The 23,408-nt window shown below is 49.1% G+C and carries 19 protein-coding genes and 1 other RNA gene; 15 read left to right on the top strand and 5 right to left on the bottom strand.

Annotation, left to right across the window (positions count from 1 at the left end; genetic code table 11):
• Positions 1-17 precede the first annotated feature (17 nt).
• From AC1DF0_RS15060 to rnpB, 4 genes are all read left to right on the top strand, one after another.
• A complete protein-coding gene (locus tag AC1DF0_RS15060) occupies positions 18-863 on the top strand; it encodes a hypothetical protein (protein WP_477574495.1) in 846 nt (281 codons plus the stop codon).
• Entirely contained in the window at positions 863-1,645 is a 783-nt protein-coding gene (locus AC1DF0_RS15055) for a tRNA (adenine(22)-N(1))-methyltransferase (protein WP_477574494.1), read from the top strand. The genes AC1DF0_RS15060 and AC1DF0_RS15055 overlap by 1 nt, the downstream gene beginning before the upstream one ends.
• Entirely contained in the window at positions 1,612-2,733 is a 1,122-nt protein-coding gene (locus AC1DF0_RS15050) for a Nif3-like dinuclear metal center hexameric protein (protein ID WP_477574493.1), read from the top strand. The genes AC1DF0_RS15055 and AC1DF0_RS15050 overlap by 34 nt, the downstream gene beginning before the upstream one ends.
• A 99-nt stretch (positions 2,734-2,832) precedes the next feature.
• An RNA gene (rnpB, locus tag AC1DF0_RS15045) (RNase P RNA component class A) lies at positions 2,833-3,238 on the top strand.
• A gap of 76 nt (positions 3,239-3,314) precedes the next feature.
• Here rnpB and AC1DF0_RS15040 read toward each other — a convergent pair.
• Positions 3,315-5,171: a S8 family peptidase gene (locus AC1DF0_RS15040; RefSeq protein ID WP_477574492.1), complete on the bottom strand. Its 1,857-nt coding sequence runs from the start codon at positions 5,169-5,171 to the stop codon at positions 3,315-3,317.
• 182 nt (positions 5,172-5,353) lie between these two features.
• On the opposite strand from AC1DF0_RS15040, the gene AC1DF0_RS15035 reads away from it, so the two are divergent.
• From AC1DF0_RS15035 to AC1DF0_RS15025, 3 genes are read left to right on the top strand one after another with little or no spacing between them, the layout of a single operon-like run.
• Positions 5,354-5,854 (top strand): YpuI family protein, encoded by a 501-nt coding sequence (locus tag AC1DF0_RS15035; RefSeq protein ID WP_477574491.1) that lies wholly within the window; start codon positions 5,354-5,356, stop codon positions 5,852-5,854.
• 55 nt (positions 5,855-5,909) lie between these two features.
• Complete coding sequence (locus AC1DF0_RS15030; protein ID WP_337101631.1) at positions 5,910-6,122, top strand: DUF1540 domain-containing protein; 213 nt, start codon at positions 5,910-5,912, stop codon at positions 6,120-6,122.
• Between the two features lie 6 nt (positions 6,123-6,128).
• Positions 6,129-6,551: a DUF4190 domain-containing protein gene (locus AC1DF0_RS15025; RefSeq protein WP_337101632.1), complete on the top strand. Its 423-nt coding sequence runs from the start codon at positions 6,129-6,131 to the stop codon at positions 6,549-6,551.
• A gap of 59 nt (positions 6,552-6,610) precedes the next feature.
• Here AC1DF0_RS15025 and AC1DF0_RS15020 read toward each other — a convergent pair whose 3' ends face one another.
• Entirely contained in the window at positions 6,611-7,240 is a 630-nt protein-coding gene (locus AC1DF0_RS15020; protein ID WP_477574490.1) for a GTP pyrophosphokinase, read from the bottom strand.
• A 177-nt stretch (positions 7,241-7,417) separates the two neighbouring features.
• Between AC1DF0_RS15020 and AC1DF0_RS15015 the strand changes: the two genes are divergently transcribed.
• Both AC1DF0_RS15015 and AC1DF0_RS15010 read left to right on the top strand, forming a co-directional pair.
• Positions 7,418-8,206, top strand: a complete 789-nt coding sequence (locus tag AC1DF0_RS15015) for an ABC transporter ATP-binding protein (RefSeq protein WP_477574489.1) — start codon at positions 7,418-7,420, stop codon at positions 8,204-8,206.
• Positions 8,197-10,542 (top strand): alpha/beta hydrolase, encoded by a 2,346-nt coding sequence (locus AC1DF0_RS15010; protein WP_477574488.1) that lies wholly within the window; start codon positions 8,197-8,199, stop codon positions 10,540-10,542. The genes AC1DF0_RS15015 and AC1DF0_RS15010 overlap by 10 nt, the downstream gene beginning before the upstream one ends.
• A gap of 58 nt (positions 10,543-10,600) precedes the next feature.
• Here AC1DF0_RS15010 and AC1DF0_RS15005 read toward each other — a convergent pair whose 3' ends face one another.
• Together AC1DF0_RS15005 and AC1DF0_RS15000 are read right to left on the bottom strand one after the other, a co-directional pair.
• Entirely contained in the window at positions 10,601-11,299 is a 699-nt protein-coding gene (locus AC1DF0_RS15005) for a queuosine precursor transporter (RefSeq protein ID WP_442052573.1), read from the bottom strand.
• A 136-nt stretch (positions 11,300-11,435) separates the two neighbouring features.
• On the bottom strand, positions 11,436-12,329 hold the full coding sequence (locus AC1DF0_RS15000) for a PAS domain-containing protein (protein WP_477574487.1): 894 nt from the start codon (positions 12,327-12,329) through the stop codon (positions 11,436-11,438).
• Positions 12,330-13,103: 774 nt separating this feature from the next.
• Here AC1DF0_RS15000 and glgB point away from each other — a divergent pair.
• From glgB to AC1DF0_RS14975, 5 genes are read left to right on the top strand one after another with little or no spacing between them, the layout of a single operon-like run.
• Complete coding sequence (glgB, locus tag AC1DF0_RS14995; RefSeq protein ID WP_477574486.1) at positions 13,104-15,011, top strand: 1,4-alpha-glucan branching protein GlgB; 1,908 nt, start codon at positions 13,104-13,106, stop codon at positions 15,009-15,011.
• Positions 15,012-15,027: 16 nt separating this feature from the next.
• Positions 15,028-16,194: a glucose-1-phosphate adenylyltransferase gene (locus AC1DF0_RS14990; protein ID WP_477574485.1), complete on the top strand. Its 1,167-nt coding sequence runs from the start codon at positions 15,028-15,030 to the stop codon at positions 16,192-16,194.
• Entirely contained in the window at positions 16,191-17,303 is a 1,113-nt protein-coding gene (gene glgD / locus AC1DF0_RS14985) for a glucose-1-phosphate adenylyltransferase subunit GlgD (RefSeq protein ID WP_442052577.1), read from the top strand. The genes AC1DF0_RS14990 and glgD overlap by 4 nt, the downstream gene beginning before the upstream one ends.
• A 46-nt stretch (positions 17,304-17,349) precedes the next feature.
• Positions 17,350-18,813, top strand: a complete 1,464-nt coding sequence (gene glgA / locus AC1DF0_RS14980) for a glycogen synthase GlgA (protein ID WP_477574484.1) — start codon at positions 17,350-17,352, stop codon at positions 18,811-18,813.
• Positions 18,795-20,765, top strand: coding sequence for a glycoside hydrolase family 15 protein (locus AC1DF0_RS14975; protein ID WP_442052579.1), 1,971 nt, complete (start codon positions 18,795-18,797; stop codon positions 20,763-20,765). Before glgA ends, AC1DF0_RS14975 begins: the two co-directional genes overlap by 19 nt.
• Positions 20,766-20,829: 64 nt before the next feature.
• Here the strand turns inward: AC1DF0_RS14975 and AC1DF0_RS14970 are convergent, their stop codons facing one another.
• Positions 20,830-21,675 carry a MurR/RpiR family transcriptional regulator gene (locus AC1DF0_RS14970; protein ID WP_477574483.1) on the bottom strand — a complete coding sequence of 282 codons (846 nt, stop codon included), beginning with the start codon at positions 21,673-21,675 and terminating at the stop codon, positions 20,830-20,832.
• Positions 21,676-21,856: 181 nt separating this feature from the next.
• Here AC1DF0_RS14970 and gntK point away from each other — a divergent pair, with 181 nt between their 5' ends.
• Positions 21,857-23,395: a gluconokinase gene (gene gntK / locus AC1DF0_RS14965; RefSeq protein WP_477574482.1), complete on the top strand. Its 1,539-nt coding sequence runs from the start codon at positions 21,857-21,859 to the stop codon at positions 23,393-23,395.
• Positions 23,396-23,408 lie beyond the last annotated feature (13 nt).

Genomic DNA, 23,408 nt, shown 5'->3' with positions numbered 1-23,408 from the left:
AAAGGATAAGAACCAATATGAATTCGGATCGCCGACAAATCATTGTAAGAGAAATCGAGCATTGGCGAAGGAGCAAGCTGTTGCCCGATCAATATTGCGATTTTCTACTCAATCTGTACGCGGATCAAGAAACGGACAGTCCATCCTCCCGAGCAGCCGGCGGATCGAGCACCGCACGAAAAGCGGTTGCGGCGGTACAGCGGGCTACAGGCATGCAATGGTTTCTTACATTTGGAACTTTTACCTTAATTTCCTTCGTTGTTTTTTATTTTAGCGTTTTTCATCCGCTATTGCAAATAGGTGTTATCGTACTGGCGGTAGTCGTTTTGTTGTGGCTTGGTAAACGTCTTGGAAAGCATAATGAGGCTGCCGGCTTAGCATTAACCGGAATAGCGATGCTGCTTCTATTAGGCGGTGGGCTGTTTATGTACGGATTGCATGATATAACGGAGTGGTGGACCAAAGTGGCCCTGCTTGGTTTCTGTGCGCTCTTATGGGTAGCCTATGGCATATTGGCTCGTATTCCTGTGCTGCACTTATGCGGCTGGATCACTTCGATACTTGTATACGCATGGCTGCTGTCGCATTACATGGGAGCTTCCAAGTGGTACGAAATTCAGTTATATTGGCTGCCGATTGCGTGCTTGTTCGCATGGGGCAGCTGGTTCATTCATCGTTGGCAGAAGCCGGTATCGGCTGTACTATTCGTCACCTGTGCGTTAGTATGGTTTATGCCTGAGCTGTACGCCATGTTGTTTTCAGACGAAATCGCTTGGATTCAACTGCAATTGATTGTCAAGATTGGCGTTGGCGGCGGTTTGTTGTTTTTAATGCGAAAAAAATGGATGGTGTGGGTTGTATAATGCTGAAATTATCAAAAAGACTGCAAACGATTGCCGATTATGTGTCGGAAGGCTCGCGAATAGCCGACATTGGCTCTGATCATGCAATGCTGCCCGTCTACTTGCTTCAATCGGAAAAATGTCCTTCGGGTATTGCCGGAGAGCTTAACGAAGGTCCTTACGAGGCCGCTCGCAAGCAGGCAGCCGATGCTGGACTGAGTTCGAGGTTGTCCGTTCGGCAAGGCGACGGTTTATCCGTTCTGAAGCCTGGCGAAGCCGATACGGTGACGATAGCGGGCATGGGCGGCAGTCTGATGAGCGAAATATTGGAAGCAGGCTTACAGGCAGGGAAGCTAAGCGGTGTGCGTGAGCTCGTTCTGCAGCCGAATGTCGGTGAAGATATCGTACGAAGATGGCTTTATGAACATAGCTGGTACTTGGCTGATGAGAGCATTATAGAAGAAGACGGTAAAATTTATGAAGTTATGCGAGCTGTCCTTGTTGTAGATGCAGCTGAATTGAATAATAAGCTGTATAACAGCGGTTTCCTTAGCGTCGAGCTGAATGAGGAGAAAGGTATTGCGGTACTGTTTCAAATGGGACCGCACCTGCTGCGGAAACCTACTCCTGTGCTGCATCAGAAATGGCGTATGGAGTTGGAAAAGCTGGACCGCATCTGTCAGCAGCTTGCAAAGTCGGAATTAGCAGAATCGGAGCGGAAGCTTCATCAGTTCCGTGCGGAAATGAATGTTACGCAGGAGGTATTGCAATGTTTGCCAACGGACATACGGTCATCCAATTGATGGAGAAACTAGCTCCCAAGCATTACGCGGTAGAAAATGACAAGATCGGACTGCAGCTCGGGACGCTTAATAAAGCTATTGATAAAGTGTTAATCGCGCTTGATGTAACCGACGAGGTCGTGGATGAAGCGATTGCGGCAGGTGCTGGTCTTATCATCGCTCATCATGCGATTATTTATCGTCCGCTGGCGAAGCTCGATACTTCAACGCCGKCAGGCAAGCTTTACGAGAAGCTGATCAAGAACGATATTGCGGTATATATTTCGCATACGAATCTCGATGTTGCCGATGGCGGCATCAACGATTGGTTGGCTGATCAGATCGGTATCTCAGCTTCCGGACGTCAGTGTCTGGAAGAGGTTCATACGGATAAGCTCTATAAGCTTGTCGTGTTCGTGCCGGAGAGCCATCATGAGCAAGTGCTGGAGGCGCTATGGCGCGCAGGAGCGGGCGAAATAGGCAACTACAGCCAGTGCAGCTTCAATATCAAAGGAACGGGTACATTCCTGCCAGGACCGGGTACTCATCCATTCCTTGGCGAGCAAGGCAAGCTGGAGCACGCTAACGAGGTGCGAATAGAAGTCATCGTTCCGCACAGCGTTCATCGCAAGGCGGTACAAGCGATGTTGAAGGCACATCCTTATGAGGAGGTAGCCTACGACTTGTACGCTGTCGATCTGAAGGGTCGTGCCTTCGGACTTGGCAGAGTGGGTAAGCTGAAGCAGGAAGTCAGCCTAAGCGAGCTTGCCGAACGTTTGAAGCAGGCATTCGACGTGCCTGCGCTTCGAGTCGTCGGTCAACTGGACCGCAGCATTCGCAAAGCGGCCGTGCTCGGGGGATCGGGAGCTAGGTATGTCCGTCACGCTATATTTGCAGGTGCTGATGTGATCGTAACGGGGGATATTGATTATCATACCGCGCATGATGCACTGGCAGCCGGAATCGCCATTATTGACCCCGGCCATAACATCGAGAAGGTTATGAAGCAGCAGGTTGCCGAGTGGCTGAATGGTCAGCTGCAGGCGACCAAAAGCGAAACGAAAGTAATTGCATCTACGTTAAATACTGAACCATTCACGTTCATATAGGGCCTTGTTTGCAATGCGGCTTGTTGTTCCAATATCAATTGGAACGAGTTAGAGGGTTGAGCTTTGACTGAATACCTAGTATACTAGATCGTGCTACGGAAAGTTTGACAGACAATCGCTGGCGGCCTTGTTGCCGCGAGAGGAAAGTCCGGGCTCCGCAGGGCAGGATGCTGGATAACGTCCAGTCAGCGCGAGCTGAAGGATAGTGCCACAGAAATGGACCGCCGATGGCTGGCTTAGGCCGGCACAGGCAAGGGTGGAACCGTGGTGTAAGAGACCACGAGGAGTGCAGGTGACTGCAGTCCTGGTAAACCCCATCTGGAGCAAGACCGAGAGGACGCAGCAGCCGCAAGGCTGCAGCCTTAGCCTGAGGCGCGTCCGGGTTGGTTGCTGGAGCCGTATAGCAATGTGCGGCCTAGATAGATGATTGTCGCTTCCTCGTGGGAGGGTCGTTCCCGTTCGCACCACTAGAAGTACAGAACCCGGCTTACGGCAAACTTTCCGCACGACCAATAATTAATGACAAACGAAGAAGGTTGAGCGAGGATGCACAGCATCCTCTGCTCAACCTTCTATTTGTTTTATCTATATCTGCGAACAATGTTGTCCAAGCGGCGTTTCACTTGATCTGGGAACGTCTGGAGCGCATTGCCGTAACTGGAGGCTGCCTGCAGCGCTTTGTTCACATCGATCTCACCGTAGCCGAAGTAATCATCCTTGCCCTTCGTGCCGAGATCAATGGACGAACTGCGCATAAGCTCCATAACTTCTTTGTTGGTAAGCTCCGGATTAACCGACCGAATCAAGCCTGCAAGCGCAGCGACATGCGGCGATGCCATTGACGTGCCCGATAATGCAGCGTATTGACTTCCCGGATACGTACTGGCGATGCTGTCTCCCGGTGCTGCCACGTCAATGTAATCACCATAATTGGAGAAGGAAGCTTTCTCTTTATTGCTGTCAGTGGCAGCGACCGCGAACACCTCTGGATATGCCGCCGGGTATCCTGGACGGTCGGTATTGTCATTGCCGCTGGCGGCAATCATGACGACATCATGCTCGTAAGCGTATTTGATCGCATCATGAAGGAAATCGGCTTCGGCATAGTTGCCGAGACTCATATTAATAACTTTTGCGCCGTGATCGACTGCCCATATAATGCCTTGGGCTACCGTATAGGTTGAGCCTGCGCCGCTGCTGTCCAGCACCTTAACAGGCATGATTTTATTGTACCAAGATACGCCTGCGACGCCTTCGCCGTTATTAACTGAAGCTCCGATGATTCCAGCGACATGCGTGCCATGACCCACATCGTCATCGGGATCTTTATCTTCATCGACAAGATTGATGCCGTCTAGAAGCTTACCTTGCAAGTCGGGATGGTTGCTCTGCACGCCTGTATCGAGCACCGCGACAATAACTTGTTCATCACCCTTGGAAACTTTCCAGCCCTTCTCCGCTTCAATGGATGGCAAGTTCCATTGATATTCGGAATAAAGCGCATCATTCGGAACGATATCGTTATCTGTCACTTTCTCGTTCGTCATGTACAAATAATGAGGCTCCGCGTACTCTGGATTCCATTTTTGACGGAAATACTGCAGCATTTTCTCGGTTTCAAGCTTCTTCGATCGGAACACGTACGTATCCCCGATTTGCTGTACGGATACGGCGTCAATATCGCGCTTGATCTGCTCCAGCTCGCGATTATCAGGTCTGCTGGCAAAGTGAATGACCGCATCGCGAATATGATAATGGCTGGCATTGCCATTGTCCTCGCCGGTGCGAACAGTCGTATCGATCGTGGAATTTGGTTTCACCGATTCGATCTTGTAATTGCCCTCTGCAGGGTATGGAATGAGACGCAAGTTCCGTTTTTGATGTGCCTCGACGGATTTGATAATATTTTGATTAATGACGCCGACAACGCCAATGCCGGGATGCTTCGAATCCGGAACGCCTAGCACCATATACCGGTTGCCATCCTTGTCATTGAACGTTGGCGATTCGAACTTTGCGCCTTTCATCACTTGCAGCTTCGCTGTCTTCACATATTGCTGCGCAACGTGGGAATCGGCCGAATCCGGTATTTCGCCGCGTTCAACCGAGCGTGTGCCGTTGATCCAGCTAATGAAACGCATATGATGATGTTCATGCATAAGGTGCTCAACAGAGTTTTCGGAATCTTTGCGTGACGAGCTGCCTGCGTTCATCAACTTGTGGAAATCACGCGAGCATTCCGTTGTACATAACAAGGCGGTAGCATTCATATCGTTTTGCAGCGTATTGAGCTTAAGCGTTTGCTCGCGCTTAACGGCGAAGCTTTCTGACTTTCGCGGGGTTTCCTTAACGTTTCCCGGTGTGAAGAGCCGGGACGATGGAATAAGCAGGGCGACAAGAGCAACAATGGTAAACGCGCCAATCCAATATTTTCTCATATTCGAAACCTCCAAATAAATCGTTCAGTTGAAGAGATGCCTAAAAGTTAGAGTTCGGCTAATGGCGGCAAAATATGCGAAGCAAAAAGAGTCAATCGCCAGTACCACTTCCATGCAATTTGTGGTACGATGTTGATGCCTACAGTTTTTTTCTGAGTGAAATGAAAGGGGATCTACCTATAATGCCATCTGCTAACGTAAATTCGATCAGCGAATCCACTCGCAACAAATTGAAGGACGCGGTTAATCAACTTGAACCGTTTCTGAACAATTATGCGCTGTCGCAGTTGTCCGAGAAGGACAGCAGCGAGGAAGCACAACTGTTCTACAAAGGACTTTTATCCGATTTGAGACATTTGTTGGTGTTCTCTGAAGTCTCGGTTGAAAAGCTGGGAGTTCTTCTTAGACGCCCCAATTTCGATACCGATTTTGCAGAACGCGCGCTTTATGAAGTGTACCACCAATGCGTAAGCGCCTTTTTCTATCCGAAGAACGAATGTTATTCCGAGGACGGACGTTACGCTTATACGGGACAAGACGCGATTCGCTTCCGTTACAAGCCTATTCGTGAAGMTCGCGACATCGTGCTTAGCGTATCGAAGATTTTTGAGGAGCTGCGCGACGAATTGGCGTATTACGAGAACGACTACATGACGCAGCGCCGTATGCAAGGACAAAAATAAGGCAAGAATGAATCACCTTCGGTCAGGGAAACTTGATAACGGAGGTGATTTTTTTATGCCGAATGGCGTATCCTGCACGGTGTCCAATTGTTCCTTCTGGAAAGAAGGCAATGGATGCAATGCAAAAGAGATCACGATTGAAATTGATCAGCATTCGAGTCATTCTTATCATGAAGAATTTGCTGGAGACGAGCTTGGACTGTTCCATGAGGATCAGGCGGAGCAATCGTCGGCTACATGCTGCCTCACCTTTAACCCAAAGGAGTGATTGGCGATGGAGAAATTCGAGCATGAACATGATGATGAACTTCGAAAAACCGGCCAAACGCCGGCGGTCATCGATCCGTTAACGAACGCTTCGCTAAACAATGTAAATGAAGAAATGGCAGCCGATTTTGCAGTTGGCGCTCCAGGCGCTTATGTAGAGCGGGATCGGAAGGAAAATGGGTATGCCGCGTATGAGGATGAAGGCAATGATGTGCGCAGCGGGGGATATGCATTAGGCTGGGTGGCGCTCGTATTTGCAATTGCGTCATGGTTTGTATGGCCTGTGCTGCTTGGCGCAACATCAGCCGTTCTTGGCTTCATTGCATACAGGCAAAGCGCGAGAGGGCTAGGCGGTTGGTCTATGGCGATCGGATTATTGGCAGTTGTTATGTATTTAGTCATCGTTCCCTTTTATTACGCGATAACCTAAAGCGGATAATAAGCAAACAGCTCCCTGCCATTATGGCGGGGAGCTGTTGTGCGTTATGTCTATTCGAGCGTCTGTGTGCGATGGCGCTGTACTTCTTCATTGAGAGCAAGCATTTGACGATCAAGCGAATCGATCATCGTTGCCGAGCCCTTTAATTGCTGCTGAATGTGCTCGGGTATCCGCTCATCGAATTTGTAATAAATTTTATGTTCGAGGCTTGCCCAAAAATCCATCGCTATCGTCCTAATTTGAATTTCAACACCTACATACTCCGTACGATTCGTTAAAAATACGGGAATTTCGATGATAAGATGGACGCTTTGGTAGCCGTTAGGCTTTGGATTTTTTACATAATCCTTAATCTCGATGATTTTGACGTCACTCTGCATGCTTATCATGTCGACAATGTGGTAAATGTCCGTTGAGAAGGAGCAGATGACTCTGACGCCTGCAATGTCTCTTATATGCTCTTTGGCTGCCTCGAGCGATATATCGAGCCCTTTGCGCCGCAGCTTCGTCATTAAGCTCTCTGGCGTCTTAATGCGCGTCTTCATATGCTCAATTGGATTATAGTCGTGAATGAATTGGAATTCCTCGTTCAAAATATTAAGCTTTGTTTCCACTTCATCTAAAGCAAATTTATACGTTAGAAAAAAATGCGACCATTCTTTGATTTGATCGGGTTTCATAGGATAATCACTCCTGAGTTTGTAAAAATATATGAAATTCACAAAAGTCAACGGTACCCGTACAGCAAGAATCGTTGTATGATAATAATGGTTGATATGAAGTGTGAAGTCAAATTATCGTCAAATAAATCATTCGTACAACATGTATAAGCATACATTGACCGGGAGGACTTTCCAGTGGTTATAGACATAAAAGGCGTATCTTGGGATCGCGGTGACAAAACGATTTTGCAGCAAATCGATTGGAAGGTGCAGGAGGGCGAGCATTGGTGCTTGCTCGGCTTGAACGGATCAGGCAAGACGACACTGCTCAATATGATTAATGGGTATATATGGCCGACTGACGGTCAAATGGAAGTGCTCGGCAAAAAATTCGGTGAATTCGATCTCCGCGAGCTGCGCAAAAGCATCGGCTGGGTCAGCACATCGCTGCAGCAGAAGCTGTACGGCAGCGAGACGGCATTCAACATCGTGCTAAGCGGCAAGTTTGCAACGATCGGCTTGTATGATCGTACGGACGATAACGATTCGGATAAAGCCGAAGCGCTCATGCAATCGCTGGGCTGCGCGGCGCTGATGCAGCGTACCTATGATACGCTGTCGCAAGGCGAGCGGCAGCGCGTACTGATTGCGAGAGCGCTGATGGCATCGCCGAAGCTGCTAATATTGGACGAGCCGTGTACAGGGCTGGACGTATTCGCGCGCGAGCAACTGCTGTACATGATTTCGTCAGTTGCGGAGCAAGAACATGCGCCTACCATTATTTATGTAACGCACCACGTAGAAGAAATATTGCCTTGCTTCACGAAGACGCTGCTCATTAAGGATGGGACCGTATTCGCCGCCAGCTCCACGGATGAAGTGCTTAAGACGGAGACGATGAGCGAGTTTTTTGGCGTTCCCGTTAGGATTGAACAGCATGACGGCCGCAATTGGCTCACCGTTAAGGAGAACTTATGGAATTAGCGATACAAGAGCAACGTAAGCTGATCAAGTTCGCAGCATGGCTGAAATTAAGATATGAATTGCGTGCTGACCGCGACAGCTTCGTATGGCGAATCGCTACAGGCAGTCTTATCGTCTTCGGATCGCTTTCGATGTATACGGCCGTAATGGGGATGCCTACCGGTCTAGGAGCGGTTACAGACACCATTCTCTTCCTGCTCGCGAATGTGCTGGCAATCGGGGTATCCGCATTCATCGTATCGATCCTGTTGTCGTTTGCTTACGTTCCCGTTCCTAGACGTTTTGCGGCAGTGCTGCTCTACGTGGGTATAGAAACGTATATGATTTTATATTTTGCTGAGCTTGGCATTCTAATGTCTGTTATATTAGCTGCATTGTATGCGGTTATAGGAGCTTTGCTTGGTGTAATGCTCGGAGTGCTTCTCAAGTGGCGGACCAAGCCGCGCTACAAATGGATGACCGCCGTAAGCTTGTCGGTCATTATCGCTCTGATCATTACTTTGGCGGGCTGGCCGAATCCAGCGTCGATGCCGCAAAGAGAAGAAACGGCGATAGAAGCTGTGTCGCCAGTCCATGCGGATAATCCAGCTCTTCCAGGAACTTATGAGTTCACTTCGTTCAGTTACGGAAGCGGGGCTGATAAGCATCGGGATCTATTCGGTGAAGATGTGGATTGGATGACAAATTCCGTGGACGCCTCGGAGTATATTACGAAATGGTCAAATCTGAAGACGCGCTTCTGGGGCTTTGATGAACATAAGCTCCCGATTAACGGCAGAGTATGGATGCCGGAGGGAGAGGGGCCGTTTCCGCTTGTCCTAATCGTACACGGGAATCATCTGATGGAGCAGTTCTCGGATGGTGGTTATGCTTATTTGGGAGAATTGCTAGCAAGCAGAGGTATGATCGCCATTTCCGTAGACGAGAATTTCTTGAATTATTCGGTCTGGTCGGGTATCCCGAACAACGATATGAAGGTGCGTGCGTGGATGCTCCTTAAGCATCTTCAGCAGATTAAAACTTTTAATGAAAGCATGGACAATCCATTCACGAACAAAGTCGATATGGACAAGATTTCGCTCATCGGTCACTCCAGAGGGGGACAAGCGGTAGCGATGGCTGCCGACGAAGATCGATGGTTCATAGAGGATAAATCATTGACGAATTTGGAAGACATTCAGATTCGTTCGGTAGTGGCCATCGCGCCGACCGACAAACAGGTGGATGACAAGTCCGCTCGGTTGAAGGATGTCAACTATTTAACGCTGCAAGGCGCGCGTGACGGAGATGTGAATTCCTTCTACGGTGATCGGCAGTACAGCAGAACGTCTTTCTCGAGTGATTCAGATGGATTTAAGGCTTCACTTTATATAGCCGATGCGAATCACAGCCAATTCAACACCGCTTGGGGAATCATGGATGAGCGACTGCCTGGCGGCGTGTTCTTGAACCGACAAGGCATGCTGGAGGGGGATGAGCAGAGAGATATTGCGAAGCTGTACATTTCCGCATTTCTCGAGGCTACTCTGCATGGCGAGGATCAATATACCGAAATGTTCCATGACTACCGCACGGTACTGGACTGGCTGCCTGACAGCACGTACGTGAATCGTTATGAATCGTCTAATTTCACGGAGATAACAAGGTATGAGGGCAGCTCTGTCAAAACAACGATAAGCGGCGGGGGCAAAGCTTCGGCTGAAGGGATGACGGAGTGGGAAGTGACGAATGCCAAGGATCGTGATGGAAAAAATAAAGGAACAAAAGCAGTGTCGCTCGAATGGGAGGAGCCAGGCGCTGTATACGAGCTTGAGCTGCCGAAGCGCGTAACGGAACAAATGGCTTCCGAGACGACATCATCGAGCCTAATATTCTCATTGGCAAATCTTGAGCGGGATTTATTAGCCGACGAGGCTGTAGAAGATGAGAAGGCAGAAGCCGACGCTGAGGCAAATGACGAAATAGATACAGAAATAGAAGCTGAAGCTGAGGTTGAAGGATTATCCGAGCTGCCTCCGCTTCCGGAACTGGAGATCGTTCTAACGTCGAGTGACGGCCAGACGCTTGAATTGCCATTATCCGAGGTTATGCCTGTCAGTCCGCCGACGTATACAGCTTTTATGACGCTTCCATGGCTGGAGGAGCGAATGAAAGACGAGAAGTACAAACAATCGAACGAGCCGGTGTTCCAAACTTTTATTGTTCCTCTGGACGCGTTCGAGACGCAGAATGAATCAATAGAGCAGTTTGAAATAACGAAAATATCTTTTGCATTCGTAGACGGACCTGGCAAAGTGATGCTCGACGATATCGGAATCATGCCGATACAATCTTAACGAACAACAAAGAAGCGATCCCGTATCTAACGGGATCGCTTCTTTGTTGTTCGTTTTATTAATGACTTTCTTCCTTAAACGTAAAACTTCTAGCCGCATAGAGGAAAGGGGTCGAGACAAGCGAGACGATAAATTTGATAATGTATGTCGAAAGGAAGATCGACAGCCAGACGTCGCTTTCGTATTCACCGGCGAACGCGATCGTGCAGAAGATCAGCGTATCTACAAGCTGGCTGACGAGCGTACTGCCGTTATTGCGGATCCAAAGCTTATTCGGTGCTGGAAACATCCGCTTAAGTACCGAGTAAATTTTGACATCTAGAAACTGGCTGACGAAATAGGCGCATAAGCTGCCAAGCGCGATTCGCGGCAGTAGGCCGAATAACGTCTCAAGGGACCCTTGCACCTCAAGCGGGAACGGCTCCTGAACGGGTTCGAACAATAGCGCCATTTGCATAATKACCGTAGTTGCAACTAGCGTGAAGAAGCCGAACCATACCGCTTTCTTGGCTGCCTTCTCCCCGTACTTCTCGTTAAGCAAATCGGATGCGAGATAGATGGTGCCGTACATCGTGTTGCCGAGCGTAATAATGATGCCAAGCGGCAATTCGACGGTCTTTACGACTTGAATATTAGCAAGCACGGTTGCCATGCCGATCCAAGCGTAAATACCGATTCTGCCGAACATTCGATACGAAATAAGAAATAATGTGAAATGGATAATCATAAAAAGAGCGCCAAACCATAAGTTAAACATATTTTCCTCCTAGTTTTGATAACGCGGGAGTTTGCGAACCGCGCGCCGACATACAGAAATGACCGGCATTAATCAGCCTTAGCTATTATAAACGGTTGTCCCTGTACAGGCAATGTATAGTGCTGGATAAGCCGAGCTATTTGCCGACTTTCGTCCATATATCGTGAATATCTACACGCAGCTCGGAAGCAATCAGCTCGGCTGTCAGCCGTTGCGGCTTCACAATCTTGCCATTTCGGAGCTTCGAGATCGTCTGGATCGATATGCCCGTTGCTTCGGATAGCATCCCGGCGGTTATATCCCGCTTGGCCATCCATATCTTAAGCTTCATCGCGGAATCTATTGTATCGTCGACAGGCTTCAAATCCCATATGACGAATGCGTATTCTTTGGTGTCGCCAAAACCGTCAATGATCGGTGTGAACGTAATTGACAATTCCAGCTCAATGCCGCTTAATCTGCTCGTTAGCAGCGTCAGACTTTTTTCTTTTTTCATCGTTCCGGCCTCTGCAAGCGCCTCCATTACTCTGGCATGTTCGTTATCCGCAATAAAGCTCAGGAGCGTTTCGTCCTCCATTTTTCGGTCAGGCTCGAACAATAACGGAGCGACGCTGTCGCGTAGAAAGCGAATATGGGAATGTGCGTCAATGATCCCGCTAATGATGACTTTATTCTGTTCACATTTTTGCTCGATCCACTTATAGGCCGTTAGATCTTCGAATGTGACAAAACTGATCAGCTCGGTTTCGCCTGGTTGCTTCGGTATCGGCTGTTGGTCGATGCGTACTGGAATTTGCTTATTGTTTTTTGTGAAAATTCCGAACTCGCTCTTAAGCGTCTGCCTCGTCGTATCGATGTTATACTTTAGCAGATGTCCAGCGCTTTCCTTCGATTTAAGCTCCTCCAACGTGTAACCGAGCAATCGCGAAAAGCTTTCGTTAGCATCGATAATTCTTACCTTTCCGTGTTCCATTCCTAGAATAATGATGGGCTTGTCAAAGATTTGGAATAAGCGATAGTAGGGTGACATGAAGTTTTCTCCTCTTTTTTGCACAAGCATAAGCATAAGCATTTGTAATATTCAACTAAAAGTATAGAATAACTGCCGAACGCACACAAGAGACTTCCAAATTGTTTCAAGATCAACTATTTCTATTAGAAATTGGTTTAATTAATTAAACTCCAAAACTTCTGCGCCATGTATAACGTGCAAATAGAGCCTAGAACCGCGTTTAAAGGCGTAATCTACCGATTTACAGCCTTTATTCTATACGGAATTCTCGATAATATGAATGAATGAGTGATTTTACACATTTTTTACCGTGAAATCAATCTGTATATAGGCTTTATGCTCAAAACGAGCTCATATTTCACCTACGGCGTAAGCCGTTTGCGCGCTTGACTCGTACAAAGGGGAGACTACCGATGGATAATTGCAACATGGAAGATTGTACAAAGTCGATAAAGGCAAGAGGTTTGTGCGCAATGCACCATCAGAGACTCATGAGACATGGAGATCCGTCTATCGTCAGGCCGCGTCGAGTTAAGGCAACCGCAGATTGCAAGTGGGTGAATTGCACGAAGGAAGCGGTAACCAAAGGTTATTGCTCCAAACATTATTATATCCAGCGCGTAATGTCTTCCAATTGAATAAAATAATGCTTTGTGTAACATGCACGTAAATAAATCTGACATTTTGTCGCAAACTATGAAAACATGCTGTGATTTTTCATAAAACGATGTATAATATGGGTATCTAAACCTATTTGACTCGCAAATGACATCCAGAAGGGTGGAGGAGCGGATGGTTCAAACGGTTCCAAACGGTTTATCCCATGAGCAATTGTATTTGTTTAATGAAGGCAATTCGTTTCACAGCTACCGTTTCATGGGCGCGCATCCCATCCGCCAGGATGGAATCCAGGGGGTCCGCTTTGTCGTGTGGGCACCTAATGCCCTGGAGGTTCGCGTAGTTGGAACCTTCAACGACTGGGATGGAAGCCGTCACCTCATGGAACGAATCGGAACAACAGGCATATTCGTCTTGTTTGTTGCGTATATCGGTGAAGGTGAGATTTACAAATATGAGCTGGTTACGCAATCCGGCGCATGTATTAGGAAAGCCGATCCGTATGCCTTTTATTCAGAGAGACGCCCGAACACAGCATCCATCGTCACGAGTTTGGAAGGTTATGCCTGGCAAGATGAGTCATGGCAAGCAGCCAAACCGAACAAATCCCCTTATACGAATGCGCTGCTCATCTACGAGGCGCATGCCGGCTCCTGGAAAGTCAAAGGAAAAGAACACTTCTATACATACGAGGAATTAGCCGGGTCGTTAGTTCCGTATGCCGCTGATATGGGATATACTCATATTGAACTCATGCCCTTGTCGGAGCACCCGCTCGATCAATCATGGGGCTACCAAATTACCGGATTCTACAGTGCGACGAGTCGCTACGGTACACCCAGAGGACTTATGTATTTCGTTGACACCTGCCATGCTCATGGCTTAGGCGTTATATTAGATTGGGTGCCTGGCCACTTCTGCAAGGACGACCACGGCTTGCGTCAATTCGACGGCTCGCCCCTCTTCGAAGGCCCGGATCCGAACCGCGCAGAGAAGCCTCTCTGGGGCACGTTGGCTTTTGATTTTAGCCGCAATGAGGTTGTAAGCTTCTTGATTTCTAACGCTGTCTTCTGGATGGAAATGTTCCATATCGACGGATTGCGCGTAGATGCCGTTGCAAGCATGATCAATCTACATATGGACAAACCGCCCGAGATGCATACCTACAACTGGCTTGGCGGTGCCGACAACTTAGATGCCCTTCGCTTCTTGAAGAAGCTTAATGAAACGGTGTTTCATTATTACCCCGACACGCTAATGCTAGCAGAAGATTCTTCCGCATGGCCTGCCGTCACCTCGCCTACCTACAAAGGCGGCCTCGGATTCAATTTTAAATGGAATATGGGCTGGATGAATGACATGCTGCGCTATATGGCGCTTGATCCGGCTGATCGCTCGCACCACCACCATCTTATTACTTTCTCACTCCTTTATGCATTCTCAGAAAATTTCGTTCTTCCGCTATCACACGATGAAGTTGTACACGGCAAACGCTCCTTATTGAACAAAATGCCTGGCTCCTATGAGCAAAAATTCGCCCAACTACGTTTATTCTACGGTTTCTGGATGACGCATCCAGGCAAGAAGCTGCTCTTCATGGGCAGTGAATGGGGACAATTCGACGAGTGGAAAGACAGCGATATGCTGGACTGGATGGTGCTGGAATACGATTCCCACCAAAGCATGCACCGCTATGTCAAGTCTCTCAACCATGTTTACGTCAATGAGCCTTCTTTGTGGGAGAGGGATCGCGAGCCGGATTGTTTCGAGTGGATTGACGCGAATAATGCCAATCAATCTGTTATTTCCTACATCCGCCGCGGTAAATCCAGCTTCGCCATCATAATCGCTAATTTCTCAGCTAATGAATATAACCCCTATCGCATCGGTGTTCCAGAGCGAGGAAATTACCGCTCTTTAATGCATAGCAATAATACGCACGAAGAAGGAACAGCTTCACAGAGTTCGCCTAGCTACAGCAGTCAGCCTATCGCTTGGCACGGGCATAATCAAAGCATTTCGCTTCAATTACCCCCATTCACCTTTATGCTGCTCACCTTAGATCCGGGGGACACACATTGAGAAGGAGTTGGTGTCCATGGGCCGAAAAGAAATGATCGCAATGCTACTCGCGGGAGGCGAAGGCAAAAGGCTTGGCGTATTGACAAAGGATTTGGCTAAGCCAGCCGTTTACTTCGGCGGGAAATACCGCATTATCGATTTCACCTTGAGCAATTGCGCTCATTCGGGTATTGATACGGTCGGCGTATTGACTCAATATCAGCCTCTTGAACTGAACCGATATCTAGGCATAGGCAGTCCATGGGGGCTGGACCGTCGTGACGGCGGTATGGCAATTCTGCCTCCCTATGTGAAGCAGAAGGGCGGCGTTTGGTATACGGGAACGGCCAACGCAATCTATCAGAACATGTCCTTCATTGAACGTTATAATCCCGAGTACGTGCTCATTATATCGGGGGACCATATTTATAAAATGGACTATGAGCTTATGCTAGACCATCATAAGCGCTGCGGCGCAGATGTGACGATCGCCGGCATAGAAGTCGTTTGGAGCGAAGCCAGCCGTTTCGGACTTATGCATGTGGACGATGAAGACCGTATTACCGCATTTGAAGAGAAGCCAAAAACACCAACGAGCAATATTGCATCGATGGGTGTCTATATATTCACCTGGTCGGAGCTGCAGAAATATTTGATATATGATGAAGCTAATCGATCTTCGAGCCATGACTTCGGCAAAGACCTTATCCCGTCGATGATGAAGGATGGGAAGAAGCTGTTCACCTATCCGTTCAAGGGCTACTGGAAGGACGTCGGCACGATCGACAGCTTATGGGAGGCGAATATGGATCTGCTCGCCGATGATCCGCCGCTCACATTAAATGATTCCTCATGGCGAATCTATTCCGTCAGTCCACATCAGCCAGGCCATCATGTAGGCGTATCTGCCGAAATCTCGGCATCGCTTATTACGGAAGGCTGCATGCTGGAAGGAAAAGTTCATCGATCGGTGTTGTTCTATGGGGTTAATGCCGCCAAAAATAGTTCGATTACCGAATCGGTCATTATGCCTAATGTCCGAATTGGTGAAGGTGCCAAGATTCACCGAGCGATCATCGGCGAGGGGGCGGTCATCCAAGCCGGCGTAACGATCGGCTCGCCGGATGATGATGCGATTACGGTTGTTGCCGTAGACCAATATGTGACGAACGAGCATCTGTTGCAGGAGGTGGAGCATTCATGAAGCATAAAGTGATGGGTGTCATTAACTTAATCCATGAGACGGATGAGCTCGACCGTCTGACGCAAGGCCGCTGCCTCGCGACTGTTCCTTTCGGAGGTCGTTACCGCATGATCGACTTTGCATTATCCAGTATGGTTAATTCGGGCATATCGAAGGTAGCCATATTCGCTCATACGAAGTACCGCTCGCTGATGGATCACGTTGGCTCAGGAAAGCCCTGGGATTTGAACCATCGCCAAAGCGGCTTGTTCGTACTGCCGCCTGCAACGGATGATATTCAAGAGATTAGCCGCGGCGATCTCTATCATTTTTATCAGCATCGCGATTATTTCAATCGTTCGTCGTTAGATTATGTCGTTATTACACGCAGCCACATGGTGTGCAATATCGACTTCGAGCCTGTTATCCAAGCGCATCTCGATCGAGCTGCCGATATAACTGTCGTCTGCAAGCAGCAATCCGAACCGATATTAGGTAAAGCGCGCAAGGTGAAGATGGACGAAGATGGCAGAATTACTGCAATCCAAGATCACTTTGGACGTATGGTAAGCGATATTCATTCGATGGAAATGTATATTATGCGCAAGGATCTGCTCATGGAGCTTGTGGAGACGTCGTTGGCGCAGGGGCAAGATCATCTCGTGCGTCATGCGATTTTTTCGAGGCTGGATAAGCTCAATGTGCAGGCGTATATGTATGAAGGTTATTTAGGCGTCGTTAACACGTTATCGAGCTATTATCACAATAATATGAATCTGCTGAAGCCGGAAGTATGGAAGGAGCTCTTCTTCCAACCGGGATCGATCTATACGAAGGTGAAGGATGAGCCTCCTGCCCGATATTTGGAAAGTTCTAAAGTGAGCAATTCGCTAGTTGCGAACGGCTGCCGGATCGAAGGAACGGTTACGGGCAGCATTCTGTTCCGCGGTGTCCATATTCGCAAAGGCGCAGTCGTTAAGAATAGCATTATTATGCAGAACGGGATCATTGGCGAGAATAGCTTTATCTCGCACAGCATCCTGGATAAGGATGTAGAGGTAGAGTCTGCACGCGATATACGCGGGGTAGAAAGTTCTCCGTTTCTTGCCGGCAAGAGGAAAATTATATAAGGCTGCCGCATAAGCGGAAGATAGCCGCATAGGAGGAGAGAGGCCCGTGAATATATTGTTCGCAACCTCTGAGGCAGTGCCGCTGGCTAAGACTGGCGGCTTAGCTGATGTTGCGGGAGCGCTGCCTAAGGCGTTAAATGCCAGAGGCGCAGATGTGCGCGTCGTGCTGCCAAAGTATGAGCAGATTCCGCTGTCGATGCTTGAGCAATTTCAGTTCGTTGATCATTTTACGGTATCCTTCGGCTGGCGCAATCAGCATTGCGGGCTGTTCCGAGGCGTTTTGGATGGCGTAACCTATTACTTGATTGATAATGAGTTCTACTTTAAGCGAAGAGGACTATACGGTTATGGGGACGACGCGGAGCGATTCGTATTCTTCTGCTTCGCAATTATGGAAGCCGTTCGCTACATGGATTTCCGGGCGGATATCGTTCATTGCCATGATTGGCAGACGGGACTCATTCCTTTCTTGCTACGAACGCGCTATGCTTTCGATCCTGCTTGGGCGTATACGAAGTCAGTGTTCACGATTCATAACTTAAAGTATCAAGGATTGTTCGGTATTGATTTGCTCAAAGATTTGCTGGGTGCGGGCGATGATGTTTTCGGTGCGGACAGTCTTGAATTCCATGGAGCGGCAAGCTGTATGAAAGGCGGACTTGTCTATGCGGATAAGCTGACAACGGTAAGCGGTACGTACGCGGAGGAAATTCAAACGGAATATTTCGGCGAAAGGCTTGACGCTCTGCTGCGCTATCGCTCTGGCGATCTCGTCGGTATCGTCAACGGCATTGACGAAGAGGCATTCGATCCGATGAACGATGCGGCGCTGCATACGCCTTATCGCAGCTCGCTTAGCCGTAAGCACAAGAACAAGCTGGAGCTGCAGCGGAGGCTGGGCCTTCCTCAGTCAGAGAGCGTACCGGTCATAGGCGTCGTATCGAGGCTGGTGGAGCAGAAGGGTTTCGAACTCATTATGGCAACGCTGGACGAGCTGCTGCAGGACGATATCCAATTCGTCGTGCTTGGAGCCGGCGATGAACGTTATGAGCGATTTTTTAATGATATCGTGGCTCGGTATCCGAACAAGGCTGCCGTGTGGATTGGTTATGACGACGGCCTGGCTCGACTTATTTATGCGGGCGCCGACCTGTTCGCGATGCCTTCGCAATTCGAGCCTTGCGGCTTAAGCCAGCTCATAGCGCTTCGTTATCGGACCGTTCCGATCGTTCGCGAGACAGGCGGTCTGAAGGACACCGTTCACGCCTACAACGAATATTCAGGCGAAGGCAATGGCTTCAGCTTCACGAATTACAATGCGCATGACTATTTGCATACCGTTCGCAGAGCGCTTGCGATGTATCGCGACGAGGAGCAGTGGAAGCGGATAGTAGCGAATGGAGCCAAAGAAGATTACAGCTGGAATCGCTCCGCCAAAGCGTATTTATCGTTGTATACCGACCTTATTCCGCATCGAAAGGAGCAAGAACAATGGCCCGTCATCTTGTAATCGGCAACGGAAAGATGCTGCTGAACCTCGACCAGCATTGCTACATTAGAGATATTTATTATCCGTTCGTAGGACAACTCAACCATGTAGGTGGTCAATATTGTCGTTTCGGTATCTGGGTGGAGGGCAAGTTCAGCTGGCTCGACGAGCCGGAATGGAAGTTCGAGCTCGATTATATCGAGGATTCGCTCGTAACGAACATTATAGCGAGGCATGAAGGTCTCGGCATCGAACTGCAAATGAACGACGGCATCCACCAGCGGGAATGCATCTATATCAAGCGCGTCGTTATTCGCAACAAAACGAGCGAGACAAGAGAAGTACGATTGTTCTTCCATCAGGATCTAATGATCGACGGCTCAGAGGTCGGCGATACAGCGGTCTACTATCCGGAAAATCATACGTTGTATCATTACAAGCGGTCTAATTATTTCATGTTCAACGGCTTCTCCGATGAAGGCGGCATGACCCAATATTCAACGGGCATTAAGCGATTCCAATCGGCCGAAGGCACTTGGAGGGACGCGGAGGACGGCGTTCTCATGGGCAACTCGATTGCCCAAGGATCGGTCGACAGTACGATCAGCTTCCGAACCGTTGTATCCGGAGGCAGCGACAAGACGGTCTATTACTGGATGTCCATTGGCAAAAACCTCGAGGAGGTCAAGGAGCTTAACCAATACGTTCACGAGAACCATCCCGAGAAGCTGTTAAGCCGGATGGTCATTTACTGGAAGCATTGGCTGCGCCGTGCGGAGACCGATCTTGGCGATCTGCCGCATGATGTCGTGAAGATGTTCAAGCACAGCCTGCTGCTCGTAAGAACGCAGGTTGATGAGCGGGGCGCCATCCTGGCGGCGAACGACACCGATATCCTGCAATACAATCGCGACCACTATAGCTATATGTGGCCTCGGGACGGCGCGCTCATTGCCGATGCGATGTCGATGGCCGGGTATCAGAGCGTCATCGCGCCATTCTTCCACTTCTGCGCGCAGGCGTTGTCGCCTGAGGGCTACTTATACCATAAATACAATCCGGACGGTACAGTAGGCTCAAGCTGGCATCCTTATATCGTCCAAGGAAGCAGGCGGCTGCCGATACAGGAGGATGAGACAGCGCTAGTTCTGTTCGCCTTGTGGCAGGATTACACGAGGAATCAGGTTATTGAATTGCCGCAATCGCTTTATAGCAATCTGATTCGCAAAGCGGCCTCCTTCTTGAGCCAATATATGGAGCATTCGTTGTCGCTTCCGAAGCCGAGCTATGATTTGTGGGAAGAACGTTACGGCATATGGACGTATACGGCGGCTTCCGTATACGGCGGCTTGATGGCAGCTGCGTTCTTCACGGAACTGTTCGGTGATTACGAGCGCAGTGATCATTATAAGAATACGGCACAATCGATCAAGCACGGAATGATTACACATTTGTGGGATGAGGAGAGCGGGCGATTCGCTCGCGGTCTCATTCAGAAGGACAACCGCTGGGTGAAAGATATGACGCTGGAGAGCAGCTTGTTCGGCATTCTTGAATTCGGCGTACTGCCCGTCGAGGACGAGCGTGTCGTGAAGACGATGCTGTCCATTAAGGAAGGGCTGCAGGTCAAGACGGAGATCGGCGGTATCGCCCGTTATACGAATGATTATTACTTCCAGCAATCCGGCGAAATCGACAAAGTGCCGGGAAACCCTTGGATCATCTGTACGCTTTGGGTTGCCAACTTCGAGATCGATTCAGCGAAGTCGATCGAGGAGCTCGAAGGCGCCAAAAATACGCTTCAATGGGTATCCGATCATGCTCTGCAGAGCGGTCTGTTGCCGGAGCAGTTGAATCCGTACGATGGAACACCGTTGTCCGTTGCACCGCTTACGTGGTCGCATGCGACCTTCGTGCAAAGCGTCAGCAAATATGCGGCGAAGTATAAGTCGCTGCGCGATAAAGATAACTAGTTCATTCATGTGAACGCAAAACAAGCTGCCCGCGCATATATGCGACGTGGCAGCTTGTTTGCATTTAAATACGGGTTTCGGATATGGCTTGGCGAATCTTCTCCAGTGATAACTTGGCGTTGTCCTTATTCGCAATCAAGACGTTCACATATAGCGCGTCGATCAGGCTTAGTTGTCCGATCCGGGAGGCCAAAGCCTCGGAGCGGTATTCGGTCTCCTCAGAGCTTGTATGGAGCGCAACGTCGACGTTCTGACTAATCGGAGACTTCGGGAAACCTGTTATTCCGATCGTTCTAGCACCATTGTCGCTTGCCGTCTTCAGTATGCGCAGCGTGTCCTTATTCGTTCCGGAATGGGAGAGGACGACTGCAACATCGTTCTGATCCAACTGGGATGCCGACATCAGTTGGAAGTGGGCATCCGTAAAGGCGAAGGCTTGCTTGCCGCAGCGATAGAACTTATGGACGGCATCCATGGCGATAACAGATGAGCCGCCTATACCGTAGAAATAAATGTTTTTCGCTTGGGACAGCAATTCTACAGCCTTATGGAACGCATCGCCGTCCAGCAATTGGAACGTGTTCTCCAGCGTACGTATATTCGATTTGAATATTTTCTCGGCTATCGTCTTCGCGTCGTCGGATTCATTGATTTCTTCGTAAATCTGTTGTGCGGGCGACATAATCTCCGAAGCAAGCGCGATCTTCATTGCTTGATAGCCTTTATAGCCGATATGCTTGCAGAAGCGGAAGACGGTTGCCTCGGCAACGTGGAGATCATCAGCTACTTCACTGATGGTGCTATGGATAATTTTTTCGGGATTTTCTAATATGTAATTGGCGATTTTCTTTTCTTTCTCGCTGAACCTTGTTTGATAGGAGCGGATTTTTCCGAGCATATTTTGCACCATGGCGGATTTCCCTTCTCGTTGCGGTGTATTGTTGAGAAGTATACCATAAACCGTTAATTGGTAAACCATTTATCTATCCGACTCGTATAGAAAAGTTGCGCATGCGCCTAATCCCTTGTAAGGTTATAGAGGGAATTATTGCGTTATGCAGCGAGTTAACATAGGGAGATGAAGACTAGCAATGGAAACTAAATATATGATTGGCGTTGATATAGGAACAACAAGCACAAAATCCGTATTGTTCACGACGAAAGGGGCTATCGTAGCCAGTCATGGCATCGAGTACCCGCTTCATTCGCCGTCGCCGGCGATCGCGGAGCAAGATCCTGAGCAAATATTCCAGGCGGTTATCGAGACGATCGGACAAGCCGTAGCACAAGCGGGCGTACAGGCTAACGAGGTGGTATGCGTATCATTCAGTTCGGCTATGCATAGCGTTATCGCGGTTGATGAAGCAGGCACGCCGATTACGCAATGTATCACATGGGCAGACAATCGCAGCGCGGAGTGGACGGATAAAATTAAGAACGAGCTGAACGGTCATGAAATTTATTTGCGTACCGGCACGCCGGTTCATCCGATGTCGCCTCTTTCCAAGCTGGCATGGCTCAGTCATGATGAGAAGGAGCTGTTCGAGCGCGCTTATAAATTTATATCGATTAAAGAGTACGTGTTTTTCAAGCTGTTCGGCCAATACTTTATTGACTATTCGATTGCTTCGGCTACTGGACTGTTCAACCTTGAGCAGCTGTATTGGGACGAGGAGGCGCTGCGAGTTGCAGGCGTTACGGCTGATCAATTGTCTGCGCCGGTTCCGACGACTTACAAGCTTGAAGGATTGAATGGCGGTTATGCGGAGCGGATGAATCTGCTGCCTTCGACGCCGTTCATCGTCGGCGCCAGTGATGGCGTCCTGTCGAATCTAGGCGTCAATGCGATAGAGCCTGGAGCTGTTGCGGTTACGATTGGGACGAGCGGCGCTATCAGAGCCGTTACGAATAAGCCGATCACCGATCCGCTTGGCCGTACGTTCTGTTACGCGCTGGCTGATGACCTGTGGGTCATCGGGGGCCCGGTCAACAATGGGGGAATGATCTTCCGTTGGGTTCGGGATCAGATCGGAGCGCATATAGCGGATGAAGCGAAGCAGCGCGGAGTCGACGCCTACGAGCTGCTTACGGAGCTGGCCGCCAAAGTGAGCGCTGGCTCTGACGGCTTGATCTTCCATCCGTACTTATCCGGCGAAAGAGCGCCGCTGTGGAACGCTAATGCAAGAGGTTCATACTTCGGCCTGGGCTTGCATCACCGAACGGAGCATCTCGTTCGCGCCGCTCTGGAAGGCGTTATTTATAACTTGTATACCGTACTTATGGCGCTGGAGGACTTAATTGGCAAGCCGACTAGCATCCAAGCGACAGGAGGTTTCGCCCGCTCTGAGCTATGGCGCCAGATGATGTCCGATATTTTCAACCAAGATCTGCAAGTGCCCGAGAGTATCGAGAGCTCATGTCTAGGCGCAGCCATTCTCGGATTGTACAGCTTAGGCGAGGTGTCCTCGCTGCAAGTCGTCTCCGAGATGGTCGGCGGTTCTCGCAAGCATCAGCCTGATAAGCACAATGCCGCTATTTATGCAGAGATCATGCCGATCTATATTCGATTGTCGCGATTGCTGACAGATGAATATGCGGAAATTGCTGCTTTTCAGAAAAAATGGATGTAAACGGCGACCATTA

Source organism: Paenibacillus sp. 05T425, from assembly GCF_056396205.1.
This window is presented reverse-complemented; position numbering and strand designations above follow the sequence as displayed.

What these genes read in the sequence shown, in the direction of transcription:
- AC1DF0_RS14990 (WP_477574485.1), top strand. Translation starts at nt 15,028, where the DNA reads ATGGGCCGAAAAGAAATGATCGCAATGCTACTCGCGGGAGGCGAAGGC.
- AC1DF0_RS14975 (WP_442052579.1), top strand. Translation starts at nt 18,795, where the DNA reads ATGGCCCGTCATCTTGTAATCGGCAACGGAAAGATGCTGCTGAACCTC.
- glgB (WP_477574486.1), top strand. Translation starts at nt 13,104, where the DNA reads ATGGTTCAAACGGTTCCAAACGGTTTATCCCATGAGCAATTGTATTTG.
- AC1DF0_RS15010 (WP_477574488.1), top strand. Translation starts at nt 8,197, where the DNA reads ATGGAATTAGCGATACAAGAGCAACGTAAGCTGATCAAGTTCGCAGCA.
- gntK (WP_477574482.1), top strand. Translation starts at nt 21,857, where the DNA reads ATGGAAACTAAATATATGATTGGCGTTGATATAGGAACAACAAGCACA.
- AC1DF0_RS15030 (WP_337101631.1), top strand. Translation starts at nt 5,910, where the DNA reads ATGCCGAATGGCGTATCCTGCACGGTGTCCAATTGTTCCTTCTGGAAA.
- AC1DF0_RS15055 (WP_477574494.1), top strand. Translation starts at nt 863, where the DNA reads ATGCTGAAATTATCAAAAAGACTGCAAACGATTGCCGATTATGTGTCG.
- AC1DF0_RS14970 (WP_477574483.1), bottom strand. Translation starts at nt 21,675, where the DNA reads ATGGTGCAAAATATGCTCGGAAAAATCCGCTCCTATCAAACAAGGTTC.
- glgD (WP_442052577.1), top strand. Translation starts at nt 16,191, where the DNA reads ATGAAGCATAAAGTGATGGGTGTCATTAACTTAATCCATGAGACGGAT.
- AC1DF0_RS15020 (WP_477574490.1), bottom strand. Translation starts at nt 7,240, where the DNA reads ATGAAACCCGATCAAATCAAAGAATGGTCGCATTTTTTTCTAACGTAT.
- AC1DF0_RS15025 (WP_337101632.1), top strand. Translation starts at nt 6,129, where the DNA reads ATGGAGAAATTCGAGCATGAACATGATGATGAACTTCGAAAAACCGGC.
- AC1DF0_RS15060 (WP_477574495.1), top strand. Translation starts at nt 18, where the DNA reads ATGAATTCGGATCGCCGACAAATCATTGTAAGAGAAATCGAGCATTGG.
- AC1DF0_RS15000 (WP_477574487.1), bottom strand. Translation starts at nt 12,329, where the DNA reads ATGTCACCCTACTATCGCTTATTCCAAATCTTTGACAAGCCCATCATT.
- AC1DF0_RS15040 (WP_477574492.1), bottom strand. Translation starts at nt 5,171, where the DNA reads ATGAGAAAATATTGGATTGGCGCGTTTACCATTGTTGCTCTTGTCGCC.